Here is a 17,525-nt window from a genome sequence, read left to right on the forward strand (position 1 = left end):
GGAAAGCGGCGGCGTCGCCCTTCAGTCACCCCGGATCCTGCCGTAAACACTGGTGGGCGAAGTCACGCCCCGGCGCAGCGAGCGGCCCTTGGCCGTTGCGGCGCCAGACACCAGCATGAGCCAAATTTGGGGGGCTAGACGATGCAGCACATCGACAAGGCAGACGGCGCGGGCGAGGAGTTCCTGGCCTTTACCCTGGGCCGCGAGGAATACGGCGTCGATATCCTGAAGGTGCAGGAGATCCGCGGCTACGAGTCGGTCACCCAGATCGCGAATGCGCCAGACTACATCAAGGGCGTGATCAACCTGCGCGGCATCATCGTGCCGATCATCGACCTGCGCATCAAGTTCCGCCAGCCCAATGTCAGCTACGACCAGTACACGGTCGTGATCATCGTCGACCTCAACGAACGCACCACCGGCATCGTGGTGGACGGCGTCTCCGACGTGCTGACGCTGAGCGCCGGGCAGATCAAGCCCACGCCGCACTTCTCCGGCGAACTGGCGACCGACTATATCCGCGGCCTGGGTTCGGTCGAGCAGCGCATGCTGATCCTGGTCGATATCGAGAAGCTGCTCAATACCGAAGAACTGGCCGCGCTGGAAGCGGTGTCCTGATCCTGCAGTAGCGCCCCCGCCGTCCGGCACGCGCCATCCGCGCGCCGGACCGAACCCGCCCGCGGTGCGCACCGCATGGACCCATGCGGCGCGCCACAGGCAAGCAGTACAGACTTAGATGCGAAACAACCAACCCGTTACGCAGCGCGAGTATCCGCTGTCTCCGTCCGACTACCTGATCTCGCGCACCGACCTCAAGGGCCGTATCACCTTTGCCAACCGCACCTTTATCGAGGCCAGCGGCTTTACGGCGGAAGAACTGCTGGGCGCGCCGCATAACCTGGTGCGCCACCCCGACATGCCGCCCGAGGCGTTCGCCGACCTGTGGCAGGACCTGCAGGCCGGGCGCACATGGATGGGCGTGGTCAAGAACCGCCGCAAGAACGGCGACTTCTACTGGGTCAATGCGACCGTGACGCCGACGCGCGTCGACGGCCGCGTGGTGGGCTACACCTCGGTGCGCTCGATGGCGACGCGCGAGCAAGTGCAGGCCGCGGGCGCCGCCTATGCGCGCTTTCGCGCGGGGCGTGCCGACGGGCTGGCGATCCGCCACGGCGCGGTGGTGCGCACCGGCCTGCGCGGCCTGGTGCAGGGGTTGCTGCGGCTGAACCTGAAGCGCCGCATCCTGTGGGCCCAGGCCGGCGGGCTGGTGTGGTTCCTGGCCGCGCTGGTCGCGGTGGAAGCGCTGGGCGGCACCGCCGTGGCCAGCTTGCGCCCGTGGCTGTGGGGCGGCTTTGCGCTGGCGCTGGCGTCGTCCTTCGCCGCCGGCACCATGCTGCTGGCGCGCGTGAACCGGCCGGTGCGCGACATGCTGGACTTCGCGCTGCGCATGGGCGCGGGCGACCTGACCACGCGCTTCGAGCACCGCAGCGCCGACGAGATCGGCGCGCTGGCGCAGGCGATGCAGACCATGCAGCGCAGCCTGCTGTCGGTGGTGCATGAGATCCAGGAAGGCATGGCCAGCATCTCGACCGCGACGCGCCAGGTGGCCGCGGGCAACAACGACCTGTCGCAGCGCACCGAGCAGCAGGCGGCGTCGCTGGAGCAGACCGCGTCAAGCATGGAAGAGCTGACCAGCACGGTGCGCCAGAACGCGGACAACGCGCGCCAGGCCAGCGGGCTGGCGGCGAATGCTTCGGACACCGCGCTGCGCGGCGGCGAAGTGGTGGGCCGCGTGGTGCAGACCATGGACGAGATCAACGATGCGTCGAAGAAGATCGTCGACATCATCGGTGTGATCGAAGGCATTGCGTTCCAGACCAACATCCTGGCGCTGAACGCCGCGGTGGAAGCCGCACGCGCGGGCGAGCAGGGCCGCGGTTTCGCGGTGGTGGCGGGCGAGGTGCGCAGCCTGGCGCAGCGCAGCGCCAACGCGGCCAAGGAGATCAAGGGGCTGATCGGCGATACGGTCGAGCGTGTCGACAACGGCTCGGCGCTGGTCGGCCAGGCCGGCCAGACCATGGATGAGATCGTGCAGGCGGTGAAGTCGGTCACCGACATCATGGCCGAGATCAGCGCGGCGTCGGCCGAGCAGAGCTCGGGCATCGAGCAGGTCAACCAGGCGGTGGCGCAGATGGACGAGGGCACGCAGCAGAACGCGGCACTGGTCGAAGAAGCGGCCGCCGCGGCGGGCGCGCTGGAAGAACAGGCGCTGCGGCTGCGCGATGCCGTGGCGACGTTCCGCGTCAGCATGCAGGCGGAGGTGCGGCCGCAGCGCCAGCCTGCGCAGGCCCGCGGCGATGCGGTGCTGGCACGGGCCTAGGCCCGGGACTGGCGCGGTTGAGATCGAAGTGAAGGCAGGCGCGGCGTACCGCGCCGCCAGCGTACACAGGGTGCGGCAGGCCGTGCCCGAGGCTTCAGTTACAAGGGGGAGTTGCTATGCATTGGTTCAATCAATTGCGCGTCACGACCAGGCTGGTTGCCGGATTCCTGGTGGTCGCCGTGATCGGCGCCGTGATGGGGCTGCTGGGCGTCGTCAACATGGGCCGCATGGCCGACTGGACCGGCAAGATTTACCACGACGACCTGCGCGCGCTGAAGGCGGTGCAGGACGCCAACATCAACCTGGTCTACGCCAGCCGCTCGCAGATCGCGCTGCTGTCGGCATCGACCATGGGCGAGCGCTCGGTCGAGAAGGAGCAGATCGGCAAATCGCTGGCCGCGATGGACGAGCGCATCCGCCAGGTGGCCGGCGCCTTCGAGAAGCCCGAGGGCAAGGCGCTGGTCAAGCAGTACCACGACCTGTCGCCGGCGTTCCGCGCGCGCATGGAAAAGTATGTCGAGCGGGTCAGCAAGCAGCCGCTGGATACCTCGCAGTTCGAAAGCCAGGTGTTCTCCGAAAGCGCCGACCTGCTCAAGGACAGCCACGCGCTGGAAGCGGTGATGCTGCAGATGGTCAAGCGCCGCGACGACCGCGCCCGCAACAACATGGAAGAAGCGCGCAGCGTCTACGACGAAACGCGCCTGTGGATGCTGGGCCTGGTGCTCGGCGGGGTGGCGCTGTCGGTGCTGCTGGGCGTGCTGCTGGCACGCGCGCTATCGCGCCAGTTGGGCGGCGAGCCGGCGTATGCCGCGGCCATTGCCGCACGCATTGCCGAGGGCGATTTCTCGCAGCCGGTGACCACGCGCGCCGGTGACAAGAGCAGCCTGGTGTTCGCGATGCAGCAGATGCAGCAGCAGCTGTCGCGCATGGTGCGGGATTTCAAGGCCTCGGCCGAATCGATCGGCAGCGCGTCGCGCGAGATTGCCGCAGGCAACAATGACCTGTCGCAGCGCACCGAGCAGCAGGCGGCATCGCTGGAGCAGACCGCATCGAGCATGGAAGAGCTGACCAGCACGGTGCGCCAGAACGCGGACAACGCGCGCCAGGCCAGCGGGCTGGCGGCGAATGCTTCGGACACGGCGCTGCGCGGCGGCGAGGTGGTGGGCCGGGTGGTGCAGACCATGGACGAGATCAACGATGCGTCGAAGAAGATCGTCGACATCATCGGCGTGATCGAAGGCATCGCCTTCCAGACCAACATCCTGGCGCTGAACGCCGCGGTGGAAGCGGCGCGCGCCGGCGAGCAGGGCCGCGGCTTCGCGGTGGTCGCAGGCGAGGTGCGCAGCCTGGCCCAGCGCAGCGCCAACGCCGCCAAGGAGATCAAGGGCCTGATCGGCGACACGGTCGAGCGCGTCGACAACGGCTCGGCGCTGGTCGGCCAGGCCGGCAAGACCATGGATGAGATCGTGCAGGCGGTCAAGCGCGTGACCGACATCATGGGCGAGATCAGCGCGGCCTCGGCCGAGCAGAGCTCGGGCATCGAGCAGGTGAACCAGGCGGTGGCGCAGATGGACGAGGTGACGCAGCAGAACGCGGCACTGGTCGAGGAAGCCGCTGCCGCTGCCGGTGCGCTTGAAGAGCAGGCCAGCCGCCTGCAATCCGCGGTGTCGACCTTCCGCCTGGCCGCGGAGGACGAGCGCGCGGAGCGCTTCGAGGTATTGCCGGCCGCCGCCGCGGTGCCCGCCAGGACTCAACGCGCAGGCGCCGTGCGTGCCATCGCCGCAAGCAAGCGCGCGGCCAAGCTGCCCATGGCCAAGGCGGAATCCGCCAGCGCCGATGACGCCCCGCACGACGCGGCCGAGCTGGCGCCAGCCAAGGCCGCGCCGCGCGCAGCGGCGATGACGCCGCGTCCCGCGCTCGCCGCGGCCGACAACGGCGACTGGAGCGCGTTCTGAGTGTTGCCATGACGACCGATATCACCCTGGCCCTGCCGCAAGAAGACGCGGCCAGGCTGCGCAAGGAATTCGACCAGTTCATCGGGGTTTCGACCGGGCTGGACCGCGAGTTCCTGCCGCCCGAGTTCCATGACTTCCTGCGCGCGCGGCTGCTGCAGCATGACGGTCCGCTGACCGAGCGCGCGGTCTCGCGGCTGCTGTCCGGGGGTGAATACGGCTGGGCCCGCCGCGTGTTCGACAAGCAGCTGCCCAATGCGCTCGCGGCGCTGATGCGCGACGCCCAGCGCTTCGGCTTCGGCCTGGCGGTGCAGCCGGGCTGGAGCGGCGAGCAGCGCCTGGCGCATGCGCGCGAATGGGCGGCGCAGGTGCTGGCCGAATGCGGCGCCGATAGCGCCTATACCGAAGCGCTGGCGACCCAGGTGGCGGCGTCGGCCGAAGACCTGCGCGCGCTGGAAGAGCGCATGCGCACGCCCGCGTGGCGCCTGGCCGAAAGCCTGCGCCAGCGCGCCTATGACTTGATGTACGCGCTGCAGACCGAAGACAACGAAGCCGCCGGCCGCGCGCGCGTGGGCGAGCTGCGCGGCATGCTGGGGCTGGCGCTGGAGTATGGCTCGATCCAGCCCGACGAGGCGTCGCGGGTGCTGGAGCAGGTGGAGCGCGTGCGCCCGGCATTGTTCCGCGAAGCGCCCGACGACGTGTTCGCGCGGCTCGCGAACTGGCTGCGCCGATTGTTCGGACATTGACGCTGGCACTGCTGCGTCACGCCGATTCGCGCCGGAGATTTTGGACAGTATTACGAACACCGTGCGCGGCGATACACTCCGCGCGGCCGTCGTCAATAGAGGAATCCAGCAGGCTACCAACGGCGTGCCCGCGCGTTTGATGCAGAGGGCTTTTGCTCGTGCCGTCTTGAGCCAAAGCAAAAGTCAAACGTGTGACTTGTTACAAAATGTGCGGCGCCAATGTCTTTTTCCTACGACATTTGGTTCCCCCCCGCGTAAGTAGGGATTGGCATTGCGGGGCGATTGCCGATATAAACGTAACGGTCTTGCTTACACTCTGTAACACTTGTAACGGAGTTGATTACAGTTGGACTTGGGCGTAGTTCCTTAGTCGTACGTTGTACCCGCCCAGCCGCAAACAAACGATCTGGTCGCCGGGCCCGCCAGGGCAACGGTAAGCGCCGGACAAGCGGCCACGGTGGGTTTTTGGTAGCGGGGATAAATTGGAAAGCAGTGAAGTTCTCCAGGAGATCAGGGAGGTTAACCTCGCCTATCTGCTGCTCGCGCAACGCCTTGTGCGCGAAAACCAGGTCGAAGCCATGTTCAGGCTCGGGGTCAGCAAGGAAATTGCGGATATCCTTGCCAAGCTGACCTCAGCGCAACTCGTCAAGCTGGCGGCATCCAACATGGTGCTGTGCAGGTTCCGCTTCGACGACCATGCGCTTCTCTCTACTCTGACCCACACGGCCAAGAGCCATGACATGCAGCAGATCCACGCCGCGATCCTGCTTGCACGTCAGCCTGTGGAGTCGCTCAATTGACCGCGCTCCTGCAGGCCGAGCCAAGCCGGAGTTATACGGCCACCTCCGTTCCCAGCCGCAAGAGCGTGCTCCAGGATGCCAACCAGACCCAGCTCGCGATCGAGCTGATCGGCCTGGGTGCGCGCCTGCAGGTGCTTGAAGCCGAGACCACGCTGTCGCGTGACCGGCTGATACGCCTGTACAAGGAGCTGCGCGGCGTCTCGCCCCCCAAGGGCATGCTGCCGTTCTCGACCGACTGGTTCACCACCTGGCTGCCGAATATCCACTCGTCTTTGTTCTTCTCTGCCTACCAGTTCATGGTGCAGGAAGGCGAGACCGTGGGCATCCGCGCGGTGGTGGCCGCCTACCGCCTCTACCTCGAGCACGTTTCGCTGCTCGGCGGTGAAATTGTCTTAAGTTTCACGCGGGCCTGGACGTTAGTACGGTTCTTCGAGAGCAACATGCTGCAGCTGTCCCGGTGCACGTGTTGCGGCGGACAGTTTGTCACGCACGCGTATGAGCCGCACGCGAACTTCGTGTGCAGCCTGTGCCGTCCGCCGTCGCGCGCAGGGAAAGTGAAGAAGCTCTCGAAAGACGCCGCCGCCGTGCAGACCAACGCCTGATCCTGGTCAAGGTCCGCCGGCTGGCAAGCTTGCTGCGCTGGCGGACGGATTCTCTCCGTGCGCCCGTGCATCGGGCCAATGAGCGTGGCTGACGCGCGTTTTTAGACGGGGATCCGATCGTGCTAGTAGTTCTTGGCTATGTCGTCGTGGTAGCGGCGGTGCTTGGCGGTTACGCCATGACCGGCGGCCATATGGGCGCGCTATATCAACCTGCCGAAGTGGTGATCATCGCGGGCGCCGCCATCGGCGCCTTTATCGCCACCAATACCGGCAAGGCCATCAAGGCCACCGCGCGCGCGCTGCCGGGCCTGTTCAAGAGTTCCAAGTACAAGAAAGAACTGTACCTGGACGTCATGTCGCTGCTGTACGTGCTGCTGTCCAAGGCACGGCGCGAGGGCATCCTGTTCCTGGAAAAGGAAATCGCCGACCCCGCCGCCAGCAGCGTGTTCAGCCAGTACCCGCGCATCCTGTCGGATCCGGTGGTGATGGAATTCCTCACCGACTACCTGCGCATGATGGTCAACGGCAACATGAATGCGTTCGAGATCGAGGCCCTGATGGACCACGAGATCGAGACCTTCCGCCATGAAGCCGAGATCCCCGCCCATGCGCTGTCGCGCGTCGGCGATGGCCTGCCCGCGTTCGGCATCGTCGCCGCGGTGATGGGCGTGGTCCACGCGCTGGGTTCGGCCGACCTGCCGCCCGCGGAGCTGGGCGCGCTGATCGCGCACGCCATGGTCGGCACCTTCCTCGGCATCCTGCTGGCCTATGGCTTTATCTCGCCGCTGGCCGCGCGCATCGAGTTGCAGGTGTCCGAGAACGTCAAGGTCTACGAGTGCATCAAGGTGGTGCTACTGGCCTCCCTGAACGGCTACGCGCCGCTGGTGGCGGTGGAATTCGGCCGCAAGGTGCTGTACTCCACGGTGCGTCCGTCGTTCCTCGAGCTCGACGACCACGTGCGTGAAGTGAAGAGCCTGAACTAAGCAGCCGGCAACGCACGCAGCAAGGGGCACCACATGAGCAGCGCACACGATATGCGTCCGATCATCGTCCGCCGGGCGAAATCGCACGCCAGGCCGCACGGCAACCACAGCTGGAAGATTGCCTACGCCGACTTCATGACGGCGATGATGGCGCTGTTCCTGGTGCTGTGGCTGCTGTCCAGCGCCAACAAGAAAACGCTGGAAGGCATTGCCGAATACTTCCGCATGCCGCTCAAGGTGGCCATCGTCGGCGGCGAGAAGAGCAGCCAGTCGCCCAGCGTGATTCCGGGCGGCGGCATGGACGTGATGCGCAAGGACGGCGAGATCATGCGCGCGCACGACAACGACCCCAGCGACGAACAGCGCCGCAACGAGCAGCAGGAAGCGCAGCGCCTGCGCGCGCTCAAGCAGCGCCTGGAACAGATCATCGAAAACAATCCGGTGCTGCGCCAGTTCCGCCCGCAGCTGCTGCTGGACATCACCAGCGAAGGGCTGCGCATCCAGATCCTGGATACGCAGAACCGCCCCATGTTCCGCACCGGCAGCGCCATGGTCGAAAGCTATATGCGCACCATCCTGCGCGAGATCGGCCCGGTGCTGAACGAGCTGCCCAACAAGGTCAGCCTGTCCGGCCATACCGATGCGGCCAACTACTCCAATGGCGAGCGCACCTACAGCAACTGGGAGCTGTCCGGCGACCGCGCCAACGCCTCGCGCCGCGAGCTGATCGCGGGCGGCATGCAGGAGGGCAAGGTTCTGCGCGTGCTGGGCCTGGCCGCGACCATGCCGCTGGACAAAGAAGACCTGCTCGCGCCGGTGAATCGCCGCATCAGTATCGTGGTGCTGAACCAGAAGGCGCAGGCGCGCTTCGAGGCCGAGAACGCCAGCGCGGCCGAGGTCACGGTGGCGGCGCAGGCCGGCAAGGCCGCGCAGGAGATGCAGGCCGGGCTGGCGGCGGCGTCGGCGCCGGCAGCGCCTTCAAAAGGTACGTCACCATGAAGAACGATGCTTGTCGTTCCCGCGAAGGCGGGAACCCAGTGACTTCTAAAGATGCTGGATTACTCGCTACGCTCACCCTGCGGGCCGTCCTGCGGACGTCCAATGCACAAAGGTGCATTGTCCCGCCGGCGCGGGAATGACAGTGGTAGTTGTTGCGCTGTCGCGAAATAGTGAATAACCGCAGGTAAGTCAGGACGCCATGTCTGTCGATATCGATATCACTCAGTTTTACCAGACCTTCTTCGAGGAAGCGGAAGAGCTGCTCGTTGAAATGGAGCAGCTGCTGCTCGGCCTGGACATCGAGGCGCCCGATGCCGAGCACCTGAACGCGATCTTCCGCGCGGCGCATTCGATCAAGGGCGGCGCCGCCACCTTCGGCTTCGCCGCGCTGACCGAGACCACCCATATCTTCGAGAACCTGCTGGACCGCACGCGCCGGCAGGAACTGGCGTTGACCAGGACCATCATCGACACCTTTCTGGAAACCAAGGACGTGTTGCAAGACCAGCTCAACGCCTACCGCAACGGCACCGAACCCGATCCGGAAACGCTGGCGCGCATCTGCGCCGTGCTGCAGCAGCTGGCGCAGGAAGCCGCCGGCCATGACGCGGCACCTGCTCCGGCGCCCGCGCCCGCACCTGTCGCGGCCGCAGCGCCCGCAGCCGCGCCCGCCGGCGGCGGCCTGAAGATCCGCCTGATCAAGGTCTCGGCCTCCGACCAGGCGCTGCTGCGCGAAGAACTGGCCAACCTCGGCGAGATCACCGGGCAGCAGGAAGCCAACGGCGAACTGGTGGTGTGGCTCAACACCCAATGCAGCGCCGACGACATCATCGCGGTGTGCTGCTTCGTGATCGACATGGAGCAGATCGTGATCGAGGCGGCCGATGCGCCGGTGGCGGCGCCGGCCGAGGTTGCCGCGCCCGCGCCGGCACCGGTGGCTGCTGCACCCGCGCCGGCCCCGGCCCCTGCCGCGCGCGAGAAAGCCAAGGCCGCGCCGGCCCCCCCGCCCGCGCACGGCGAAGGCTCGATCCGCGTGCCCACCGAGAAGGTCGACCAGATCATCAACCTGGTGGGCGAACTGGTGATCACGCAGTCGATGCTGGCGCAGACCGCGTCGTCGCTGGACCCGGTGCTGTTCGACCGCCTGTTCTCCGGGATGGGCCAGCTCGAGCGCAATGCGCGCGACCTGCAGGAAGCGGTGATGTCGATCCGCATGATGCCGATGGACTATGTGTTCTCGCGCTTCCCGCGGCTGGTGCGCGACCTGGCCAGCAAGCTCGGCAAGCAGATCGACCTGGTCACCTTCGGCAAGGCCACCGAGCTGGACAAGAGCCTGATCGAACGCATCATCGATCCGCTCACGCACCTGGTGCGCAACAGCCTGGACCACGGCATCGAAACCCCCGACAAGCGCGTCGCCGCCGGCAAGGACGCGACTGGCCAGCTGATCCTGTCCGCGCAGCACCATGGCGGCAATATCGTCATCGAAGTCAGCGACGACGGCGGCGGCCTGAACCGCGAGCGCATCCTGGCCAAGGCCATCCAGAACGGCCTGCCGGTGTCCGAGAACATCACCGACGAAGAGGTCTGGCAGCTGATCTTCGCGCCGGGCTTCTCCACCGCCGAGGTCATCACCGACGTGTCCGGCCGCGGCGTGGGCATGGACGTGGTCAAGCGCAACATCCAGGAAATGGGCGGCCATGTCGAGATCAGCTCGCGCCCGGGCCTGGGCACCACCATCCGCATCGTGCTGCCGCTGACGCTGGCGATCCTGGACGGCATGTCGGTCAAGGTGGGTGAAGAGACCTTCATCCTGCCGCTGAACTGCGTGATGGAGTCGCTGCAGCCCAAGGCCGAAGACGTCCATACCGCCGCCAATTCCGACCGCGTCATGCACGTGCGCGGCGAATACCTGCCGCTGCTGGAAATGCACCGCGTGTTCAACGTCGCCAACGCGCTGCAGGAACCGACGCAAGGCATCGCCGTGATCCTGCAGGCCGAGGGCAAGCGCTTCGCGCTGCTGGTGGACCAGCTGATCGGCCAGCACCAGGTAGTGCTGAAGAACCTGGAAACCAACTATCGCAAGGTGCCGTGCATTTCCGCGGCCACCATCCTTGGCGACGGCAGCGTGGCGCTGATCGTCGATGTCGGCGCGCTGCAGCGCACCGGCGTGCGCCGGCAGGAACCGGCGCTGCAGCAGTAATCGATCACAGGAGAACAAGACATCATGGCCGGCATCGGACACATCGATACCCCCGGAAGCGACGCTTCGGGCCAGGAGTTCCTGGTCTTCACGCTGGGGTCGGAGGAATACGGCATCGACATCCTCAAGGTGCAGGAGATCCGCAGCTACGAGACCGTCACGCGCATCTCCAGCGCGCCCGACTTTATCAAGGGCGTGACCAACCTGCGCGGCGTGATCGTGCCCATCGTCGACCTGCGCCTGAAGTTCCGCCTCGGCAACGTGCGCTACGACCACCAGACCGTGGTCATCATCCTCAACGTGGCCGGCCGAGTGGTCGGCATCGTGGTGGATGGCGTGTCGGACGTGCTGACGCTGACCGGTGATGCGATCAAGCCCGCGCCCGAGTTCGGCGTATCGATCTCGACCGAGCACCTGACCGGCCTGGGCACCATCGACGGCCGCATGCTGGTGCTGATCGACATCGAGAAGCTGATGACCAGCCCCGAGATGGCACTGGTCGAAGCCGATTACGCCTGACCCAGCATTACCGAAGCACAGCCCATGACGCCGTTCCGCAACGCCGCCCCCGCGCACACCGGCCCGGTCACCGCGCCGGCCGCCCTCCTGCGGCGCGACGACGCGCGCGACTTTTTGCTGACCGAGCGCGACTTCGAGCAGATCCGCACGCTGATCCACCGGCGCGCCGGCATCTCGCTGGGCAGCCACAAGCGCGAGATGGTCTACAGCCGGCTTGCGCGCCGGCTGCGCACGCTGCAGCTGACCGACTTTGCCTCGTACCTGGCGCTGCTGGAAGCGGACGACCGCTCGCCGGAGTGGGAGTTCTTCACCAACGCGCTGACGACGAATCTGACCTCGTTCTTCCGCGAGGCGCACCACTTCCCGCTGCTGGCGGAGCATGCCAAGCAGATTGGCCGGCCCTACAGTGTCTGGTGCTCGGCCGCATCGACCGGCGAAGAACCGTACTCGATCGCGATCACCCTGGCCGAGGCGCTGGGCGACCGCGCCGGCACCGTGCTGGCCACCGACATCGACACGCAGGTACTGGCCAAGGCCCGCGGCGGCGTCTATTCGGCCGAGCAGGTGGCGCGGCTGTCGCCGGAACGGCTCAAGCGCTTCTTCCTGAAGGGCACCGGCCCGCGCACCGGATCGGTCAAGGTCAAGCCGGAGCTGGCCGCCACCATCGCGTTCGAGCCGCTGAACCTGCTCGCGCCCGACTGGGGCATCCGCGAGCAGTTCGACGCCATCTTCTGCCGCAACGTAATGATCTACTTCGACAAGCCGACCCAGGGCCGCATCCTGGAGCGCTTCGTGCCGCTGCTGAAGCCGCACGGGCTGCTGTTCGCCGGCCATTCGGAGAACTTCTCCTACGTCACGCGCGCGTTCCAGCTGCGCGGGCAGACTGTCTATGAACTGGCACCGGGCGCGCTGTCCGCGGCTGGTCGGGGCAAATCGTAATGCGCACGCCCCACCTGCCCGAAGCGCTGGCCACGCGCACCTACTTCGACCGTGAGTTCGGCAAGCAGGCCATCAAGCTGCTGCCCAACGAGTACTACGTAACGCGCGACGACGTAGTGCTGACCACCGTGCTGGGCTCTTGCGTGGCCGCGTGCATTCGGGACGAAGTGGCCGGCGTCGGCGGCATGAACCACTTCATGCTGCCGGACGACGACGGCAGCGCCGACCGCATGCTGTCCGCATCGATGCGCTACGGCAGCTATGCGCTGGAAGTGCTGATCAACGAGCTGCTGAAGATGGGCGCGCGCCGCGAGCGGCTCGAGGCCAAGGTCTTCGGTGGCGGCGCGGTGCTGGCCAACATGACCACGCTGAACATCGGCGACCGCAACGCCGACTTCGTGCTGCGCTACCTGAAAGCGGAAGAGGTACGCGTGGCGGCGCAGGACCTGCGCGGCCCGCATGCGCGCCGCGTCAGCTATTTCCCGATCGGTGGGCTGGCGCTGGTGCGCCGCCTGACGCGGCAGGACGACCAGGTTTCGGTGGCGCGCGAGGAACGCGCGCTGGCACGGGCCATTGCCACTTCGGCGCGCGAACCATCGCGCTCGCCGGAACTGTTTGCGCGGCAGGTGCAATCGCGCCAGCTTCCCTGAAACCCTACAAGCACGACCAATCATGACTGCCGCCAAGATCAAGGTGCTGTGCGTGGACGACTCCGCGCTGATCCGCAGCCTGATGACGGAGATCATCAACAGCCAGCCCGACATGGAAGTGGTCGGCACCGCGCCCGACCCGCTGGTCGCGCGCGACCTGATCAAGCGCCTGAACCCCGACGTGCTGACGCTCGACGTCGAAATGCCGCGCATGGACGGCCTCGACTTCCTGGAGCGGCTGATGCGGCTGCGGCCGATGCCGGTGCTGATGGTGTCGTCGCTGACCGAGCGCGGATCAGAAATCACCATGCGCGCGCTGGAACTGGGCGCGGTGGACTTCGTCACCAAGCCCAAGCTGGGCATCCGCGACGGGCTGCTCGAATACACCGACACCATCGCCGACAAGCTGCGCGCCGCGTCGCGTGCGCGTGTACGTGCCGCCGCGCAACCGGCCGCGCCCTCCGCCAGCGGACCCGCGCCGGTGCCGATGCTGCGCAGCCCGCTGCTGTCGACCGAGAAGCTGATCATCCTGGGCGCTTCCACCGGCGGCACCGAGGCCATCAAGGAATTCCTGATGCCGCTGCCGCCCGACAGCCCCGCGGTGATGATCGTGCAGCATATGCCGGCCGGCTTCACGCGATCATTCGCGCAGCGGTTGGACGGCCTGTGCCGCATCACCGTCAAGGAAGCCGAGCACGGCGAGCGCGTGCTGCCCGGCCATGCGTATATCGCGCCGGGCGACTCGCATTTGCTGCTGGCACGCAGCGGCGCTAACTACGTCGCGCACCTGTCGCAGGAGGCGCCGGTCAACCGCCATCGCCCGTCGGTGGACGTGCTGTTCGATTCCGCCGCGCAGCACGGCGGCAAGAACGTGATCGGCGTGATCCTGACCGGCATGGGCAAGGACGGCGCGCGCGGCATGCTGCGCATGCGCGAGGCCGGCGCCTACAACCTGGCGCAGGACGAACAGAGTTGCATCGTATTCGGCATGCCCAAGGAGGCGATCGCCGCCGGCGGCGTGCATGAAGTCGTGCCCTTGCCGGCGATGACCCAGCGCGTCATGGCGCGCCTGGCCACCTACGGCACGCGCGCGCAACGGGTCTAAGCGAGCCGGCAAGCCGAAACAACAAAGCCGGACCCACCAGCCATCACTGCATTTACTGGAGTCTTTAAAGTGGACAAGAACATCAAGATCCTGGTCGTGGACGATTTCCCGACCATGCGCCGGATCATCCGCAACCTGCTCAAGGAGCTGGGTTTCGTCAACGTCGAGGAAGCCGAAGACGGCGCCGCCGGCCTGGAAAAGGCCAAGGACGGCAGCTTCCAGTTCGTGATCTCCGACTGGAACATGCCCAACATGGACGGCCTGTCGATGCTGCAGGCCATCCGCGCCGACGCCAACATCGGCAAGATCCCGGTGCTGATGGTCACCGCCGAGGCCAAGAAGGAAAACATCATCGCCGCGGCCCAGGCCGGCGCCAACGGCTACGTGGTCAAGCCCTTCACGGCCGCCACGCTGGACGAGAAGATCACCAAGATCTTCGAGAAACTCGGCGGCTGAGGCGGAGGCGCGTTTGTCATGACCCCCACCCTGAGCAACGATTCCGCCGAACAACTGATCCTGCGCATCGGCAACCTGACGCGCATGCTGCGCGACAACATGCGCGAACTCGGCCTCGACAAGGAAATCGAGCGCGCCGCGCAAGCCATCCCCGACGCGCGCGACCGCCTCAACTACATCGCCGCGATGACCGAGCAGGCCGCCGAGCGCACGCTCAACGCGGTTGAACTGGCGCAGCCGATCCAGTCCGACATCGAACAGCAGGCCGAAACGCTCGACAAGCGCTGGGCTGCCTGGTTTGAAAAGCCGGTGGAACTGGCCGACGCCCGCTCGCTGGTACTGGACACCCGTGCCTTCCTGTCCGAGGTGCCCGGCCAAGCACGCGCCACCAACAGCCACCTGCTCGACATCATGATGGCGCAGGACTTCCAGGACCTGACCGGCCAGGTCATCAAGAAGATGATGGACATGATCCGCGCGCTGGAGCAGGAACTGCTGCAGGTGCTGATCGACAACGTGCCATCAGAACGCCGCGTGGAAGTGCAGGCGCCGTCGACGCTGATGAATGGTCCGCAGGTGAATCCGGAAGGGAAACCGGATGTGGTGTCGGACCAGGCGCAGGTGGATGATTTGTTGGCTAGTTTGGGGTTTTGAGGGTTGAATAGTCTGCGGCATTTCGCGGTGCCGCGTGTTTTCTCCCCTCTCCCGCTTGCGGGAGAGGGGCGGGGGAGAGGGCCGGCGCATCCACGAAGTCAACCGCATCAACACCTGCGCACCGCTTCATCCCGGCAATCCGGCGATGAACGCTTTTTAAGAGTTTGCCCATACTCGCGCTTGCTGCCCCTCTTCATACTGGGTTCGTCGCTGCGTCGTGGCGACCGGGTTTAGCAGCCCGAATGGATTAGGGCCGAACGACCGCTGTCAGGCGGTATCCTTACGTTCGCCGTGCCTGAGCATGCTCCTTCATTGGGCGGGCCCTGGCAGGGGAGCCTCCGGGCTCGCCGGCTCCTAATCCCCGGTCTGCTAACCCTGCCTTGCGCCCGTCCACCCCAATCAGCACCGGAGGACGGGACTGAACCTGTATGCATAAGGGGCATTCCCATGCTTCAGTTCTTAATTACCTATTTTGGGCGATCGGCAATCTCCAGTACGTGCACAATGCGGCAGCGCACGCGAACCGCGTATGTGGAGGTGCGCCATGTATAGCCATAGTCATCACGGTATTACGGCGGAACACAATGGTGTCGACACCCTCGTGACTGCTCATAGCGCGGGGGAGAACCCGTTGAGTCTCGCACTGCAACGGGCGGCGCAGCTTCATGGGCTATTGCTTATGGCTAGTGAGCATGGGGCTGCAAGTTTGGAGGCGGTGGATCTGGAGCAGGGGATTTGGGAGAGTTTGCTTTCCCTTGCGGCGTGGTTGGCGCATGAGACGCAAGTGTTGAGTGAGTTGGCTGCGGTGGAGGGGCAGAGGTTGGAGGTTGAGTGATGCTGGGTGGGTCGGAAGCCAGTGCGGGTGCCGCCCCACCTTTCCAGTACAGTTGAGTTGATCTTGAGACTGGGGTTGCAGAACGACCCATATCGGTCATCGGGCGTGAGTTGGTGGGTGACGCCTGCGTGCGGCGGGTCTACACCTAAGTTGGGCGAAAATTCGAATCACTATGCAATTCATGGGGAGGCAAATGAAGTCTGAGCAAATTAAGTCACTGACGCCTGCACAAGTACATGACATCCATACGCGCTGGCTAGGTGACTCGTCCTTTATCGGCTTCCCAGATGCGGAGCGTGACACAGTCCAAGACCGTTGGTTCGACAATCTGCTCGTACAGCCAAGTTGGTTCTCGAGTGCGATATCCACTGCCGTAACGGTCGCTGTGGCTCGCAAGGGTTCCGGCAAATCAGCGGTTCGGCTAACAAGCATTGAGCGTCGCAAGGCAGACTCCAAAACGCTAATTGTGGAGGCTTCAGCGGACGAACTCGCCTCACTACACGCGGAACGCTTGGCCAAAGCGGCAGAGCGGGGATACGGAGCGGTCGCCGATTGGATGCAAATTTATGCAGATCTGATCTGTCGAAGGCTCGCCCATGAGATGAGTGGACGGCTACTTACCAACGACGACGAGGTCGCCATACGCGCTTGGGCTAAGACCAAAGGAATTACGGAACGAGATTTCGGTGAACGCATAGTCGATGTTCTGAAGACACTCGTACCTTGGGCCAAGGCGATCTTGGCTGAGAATGCAGATCAGCAGAAGGATAGTGCCGAAAGGATTGCTCGCGTTGCGCGAGCCACAAGCTTCGCGCTGTATGTCGATGACTTCGATAATCTGCAAGAGAAGGGCGGGGCGACCAATGTCCGGTTAATTCGTGACGCCGTCGAGGCAGCAGATAGGATCACACATCACAACAAGAACGCTGAAGTCCATCTATTCATGCGGCAAGACTTGTGGCTCAACATTAATCCAGGCTGGCATTATTCAGACAAGGTAAGCGGCGTCGTGCAACTTAATTGGGACGTCGGGGATTTAAGGAATTGGACTGCTCAGAGACTCCGGCTTGCCATTGCAATCGCTCTGAAGGTTGATCCAAGGGCGATTCGTCTGCCGTTTGATGATATGTGGCACGTGTTCTTTACTCCGGAAGTAACGTTAAAGAACAGGTCCAAAAGTGATTCTTTCAGCTACTTTGTTCGAAGATCTATGTATACGCCACGGAGCTTGCGGGCCATGATCAAGTTTGCACTTGATGGAGCAGATCGGCTACCTGTTTCCGAAGTCGTCATTCAGGATGCCGAGTGGAGCTACTCGACTGACCAGCTTGAGTTCTTGAAGACTGAGTTTGGCGGGCTTTGTACTGGCCTTGATATTTGCCTTCAGTCCTTCACCGGCAAACCTCTGGAATGGATTGCTTCGGATCTGTATAAGCATCTTCGAGGTCTAATTGGGAATGGCCAAGTCAAGCTTCAAAACGGTGTCTCCTACGGGGAACCTGATATTGCACTTGCGCGATTTCTATACCGAATCGGCTTCCTCGAAGTGCGTTATCCAGAGGATGACCGATACGAAGTTCGTGACGTGATGCGCCATCCTGATCATTGGAAGAGCGTCAGAACAGACGACGCCGTGCGATGGGCTGTGCGCAGTGCATTTTTTAATGGCCTAAAGTCACATCGTGCGTGAGGCCAATGGCCC

At 64.8% G+C, this 17,525-nt stretch carries 17 protein-coding genes; all 17 read left to right on the forward strand.

Going from position 1 to position 17,525, the window contains the following annotated elements:
• The first annotated feature begins 141 nt into the window (after positions 1 to 141).
• The 17 genes from ACEI37_RS07080 to ACEI37_RS07160 all read left to right on the forward strand — a co-directional run bounded on the left by ACEI37_RS07080 (position 142) and on the right by ACEI37_RS07160 (position 17,513).
• The gene (locus ACEI37_RS07080) at positions 142 to 618 is read left to right on the forward strand and encodes a chemotaxis protein CheW (protein WP_373376053.1); all 477 of its coding nucleotides are present in this window, start codon (positions 142 to 144) and stop codon (positions 616 to 618) included.
• A 118-nt stretch (positions 619 to 736) separates the two neighbouring features.
• The gene (locus ACEI37_RS07085) at positions 737 to 2,380 is read left to right on the forward strand and encodes a methyl-accepting chemotaxis protein (protein WP_373376054.1); all 1,644 of its coding nucleotides are present in this window, start codon (positions 737 to 739) and stop codon (positions 2,378 to 2,380) included.
• 116 nt (positions 2,381 to 2,496) lie between these two features.
• Entirely contained in the window at positions 2,497 to 4,335 is a 1,839-nt protein-coding gene (locus ACEI37_RS07090) for a methyl-accepting chemotaxis protein (RefSeq protein WP_373376055.1), read from the forward strand.
• An 8-nt stretch (positions 4,336 to 4,343) separates the two neighbouring features.
• On the forward strand, positions 4,344 to 5,078 hold the full coding sequence (locus tag ACEI37_RS07095; protein WP_111521526.1) for a DUF4088 family protein: 735 nt from the start codon (positions 4,344 to 4,346) through the stop codon (positions 5,076 to 5,078).
• Positions 5,079 to 5,560: 482 nt separating this feature from the next.
• Positions 5,561 to 5,878: a flagellar transcriptional regulator FlhD gene (gene flhD / locus ACEI37_RS07100; protein WP_010812713.1), complete on the forward strand. Its 318-nt coding sequence runs from the start codon at positions 5,561 to 5,563 to the stop codon at positions 5,876 to 5,878.
• Positions 5,875 to 6,480 carry a flagellar transcriptional regulator FlhC gene (gene flhC / locus ACEI37_RS07105; protein WP_373376056.1) on the forward strand — a complete coding sequence of 202 codons (606 nt, stop codon included), beginning with the start codon at positions 5,875 to 5,877 and terminating at the stop codon, positions 6,478 to 6,480. The genes flhD and flhC overlap by 4 nt, the downstream gene beginning before the upstream one ends.
• Positions 6,481 to 6,599: 119 nt before the next feature.
• On the forward strand, positions 6,600 to 7,463 hold the full coding sequence (gene motA, locus ACEI37_RS07110) for a flagellar motor stator protein MotA (protein WP_012355101.1): 864 nt from the start codon (positions 6,600 to 6,602) through the stop codon (positions 7,461 to 7,463).
• Between the two features lie 33 nt (positions 7,464 to 7,496).
• Entirely contained in the window at positions 7,497 to 8,462 is a 966-nt protein-coding gene (motB, locus tag ACEI37_RS07115; RefSeq protein ID WP_373376057.1) for a flagellar motor protein MotB, read from the forward strand.
• Positions 8,463 to 8,661: 199 nt separating this feature from the next.
• A complete protein-coding gene (cheA, locus tag ACEI37_RS07120; RefSeq protein ID WP_373376058.1) occupies positions 8,662 to 10,665 on the forward strand; it encodes a chemotaxis protein CheA in 2,004 nt (667 codons plus the stop codon).
• A gap of 24 nt (positions 10,666 to 10,689) precedes the next feature.
• Positions 10,690 to 11,184: a chemotaxis protein CheW gene (locus ACEI37_RS07125; protein WP_252678884.1), complete on the forward strand. Its 495-nt coding sequence runs from the start codon at positions 10,690 to 10,692 to the stop codon at positions 11,182 to 11,184.
• A gap of 24 nt (positions 11,185 to 11,208) precedes the next feature.
• Positions 11,209 to 12,123 carry a CheR family methyltransferase gene (locus ACEI37_RS07130; protein WP_373376059.1) on the forward strand — a complete coding sequence of 305 codons (915 nt, stop codon included), beginning with the start codon at positions 11,209 to 11,211 and terminating at the stop codon, positions 12,121 to 12,123.
• On the forward strand, positions 12,123 to 12,773 hold the full coding sequence (gene cheD / locus ACEI37_RS07135) for a chemoreceptor glutamine deamidase CheD (protein ID WP_373376060.1): 651 nt from the start codon (positions 12,123 to 12,125) through the stop codon (positions 12,771 to 12,773). The genes ACEI37_RS07130 and cheD overlap by 1 nt, the downstream gene beginning before the upstream one ends.
• 22 nt (positions 12,774 to 12,795) lie before the next feature.
• A complete protein-coding gene (locus tag ACEI37_RS07140; protein ID WP_265922849.1) occupies positions 12,796 to 13,878 on the forward strand; it encodes a chemotaxis response regulator protein-glutamate methylesterase in 1,083 nt (360 codons plus the stop codon).
• A gap of 69 nt (positions 13,879 to 13,947) precedes the next feature.
• On the forward strand, positions 13,948 to 14,334 hold the full coding sequence (gene cheY / locus ACEI37_RS07145) for a chemotaxis response regulator CheY (protein ID WP_018004712.1): 387 nt from the start codon (positions 13,948 to 13,950) through the stop codon (positions 14,332 to 14,334).
• 18 nt (positions 14,335 to 14,352) lie between these two features.
• On the forward strand, positions 14,353 to 14,988 hold the full coding sequence (gene cheZ, locus ACEI37_RS07150; RefSeq protein WP_012355109.1) for a protein phosphatase CheZ: 636 nt from the start codon (positions 14,353 to 14,355) through the stop codon (positions 14,986 to 14,988).
• Positions 14,989 to 15,532: 544 nt separating this feature from the next.
• Positions 15,533 to 15,823, forward strand: a complete 291-nt coding sequence (locus ACEI37_RS07155; protein ID WP_373376061.1) for a hypothetical protein — start codon at positions 15,533 to 15,535, stop codon at positions 15,821 to 15,823.
• Between the two features lie 193 nt (positions 15,824 to 16,016).
• Positions 16,017 to 17,513, forward strand: coding sequence for a P-loop ATPase, Sll1717 family (locus tag ACEI37_RS07160; RefSeq protein WP_373376062.1), 1,497 nt, complete (start codon positions 16,017 to 16,019; stop codon positions 17,511 to 17,513).
• Positions 17,514 to 17,525 lie beyond the last annotated feature (12 nt).

This window comes from Cupriavidus nantongensis, assembly GCF_041726985.1.
Classification (GTDB): Bacteria; Pseudomonadota; Gammaproteobacteria; order Burkholderiales; family Burkholderiaceae; genus Cupriavidus; species Cupriavidus nantongensis_A.

What these genes read in the sequence shown, in the direction of transcription:
- ACEI37_RS07080 (WP_373376053.1), top strand. Translation starts at nt 142, where the DNA reads ATGCAGCACATCGACAAGGCAGACGGCGCGGGCGAGGAGTTCCTGGCC.
- ACEI37_RS07085 (WP_373376054.1), top strand. Translation starts at nt 737, where the DNA reads ATGCGAAACAACCAACCCGTTACGCAGCGCGAGTATCCGCTGTCTCCG.
- ACEI37_RS07090 (WP_373376055.1), top strand. Translation starts at nt 2,497, where the DNA reads ATGCATTGGTTCAATCAATTGCGCGTCACGACCAGGCTGGTTGCCGGA.
- ACEI37_RS07095 (WP_111521526.1), top strand. Translation starts at nt 4,344, where the DNA reads ATGACGACCGATATCACCCTGGCCCTGCCGCAAGAAGACGCGGCCAGG.
- motB (WP_373376057.1), top strand. Translation starts at nt 7,497, where the DNA reads ATGAGCAGCGCACACGATATGCGTCCGATCATCGTCCGCCGGGCGAAA.
- cheA (WP_373376058.1), top strand. Translation starts at nt 8,662, where the DNA reads ATGTCTGTCGATATCGATATCACTCAGTTTTACCAGACCTTCTTCGAG.
- ACEI37_RS07125 (WP_252678884.1), top strand. Translation starts at nt 10,690, where the DNA reads ATGGCCGGCATCGGACACATCGATACCCCCGGAAGCGACGCTTCGGGC.
- ACEI37_RS07130 (WP_373376059.1), top strand. Translation starts at nt 11,209, where the DNA reads ATGACGCCGTTCCGCAACGCCGCCCCCGCGCACACCGGCCCGGTCACC.
- cheD (WP_373376060.1), top strand. Translation starts at nt 12,123, where the DNA reads ATGCGCACGCCCCACCTGCCCGAAGCGCTGGCCACGCGCACCTACTTC.
- ACEI37_RS07140 (WP_265922849.1), top strand. Translation starts at nt 12,796, where the DNA reads ATGACTGCCGCCAAGATCAAGGTGCTGTGCGTGGACGACTCCGCGCTG.
- cheZ (WP_012355109.1), top strand. Translation starts at nt 14,353, where the DNA reads ATGACCCCCACCCTGAGCAACGATTCCGCCGAACAACTGATCCTGCGC.
- ACEI37_RS07155 (WP_373376061.1), top strand. Translation starts at nt 15,533, where the DNA reads ATGTATAGCCATAGTCATCACGGTATTACGGCGGAACACAATGGTGTC.
- ACEI37_RS07160 (WP_373376062.1), top strand. Translation starts at nt 16,017, where the DNA reads ATGAAGTCTGAGCAAATTAAGTCACTGACGCCTGCACAAGTACATGAC.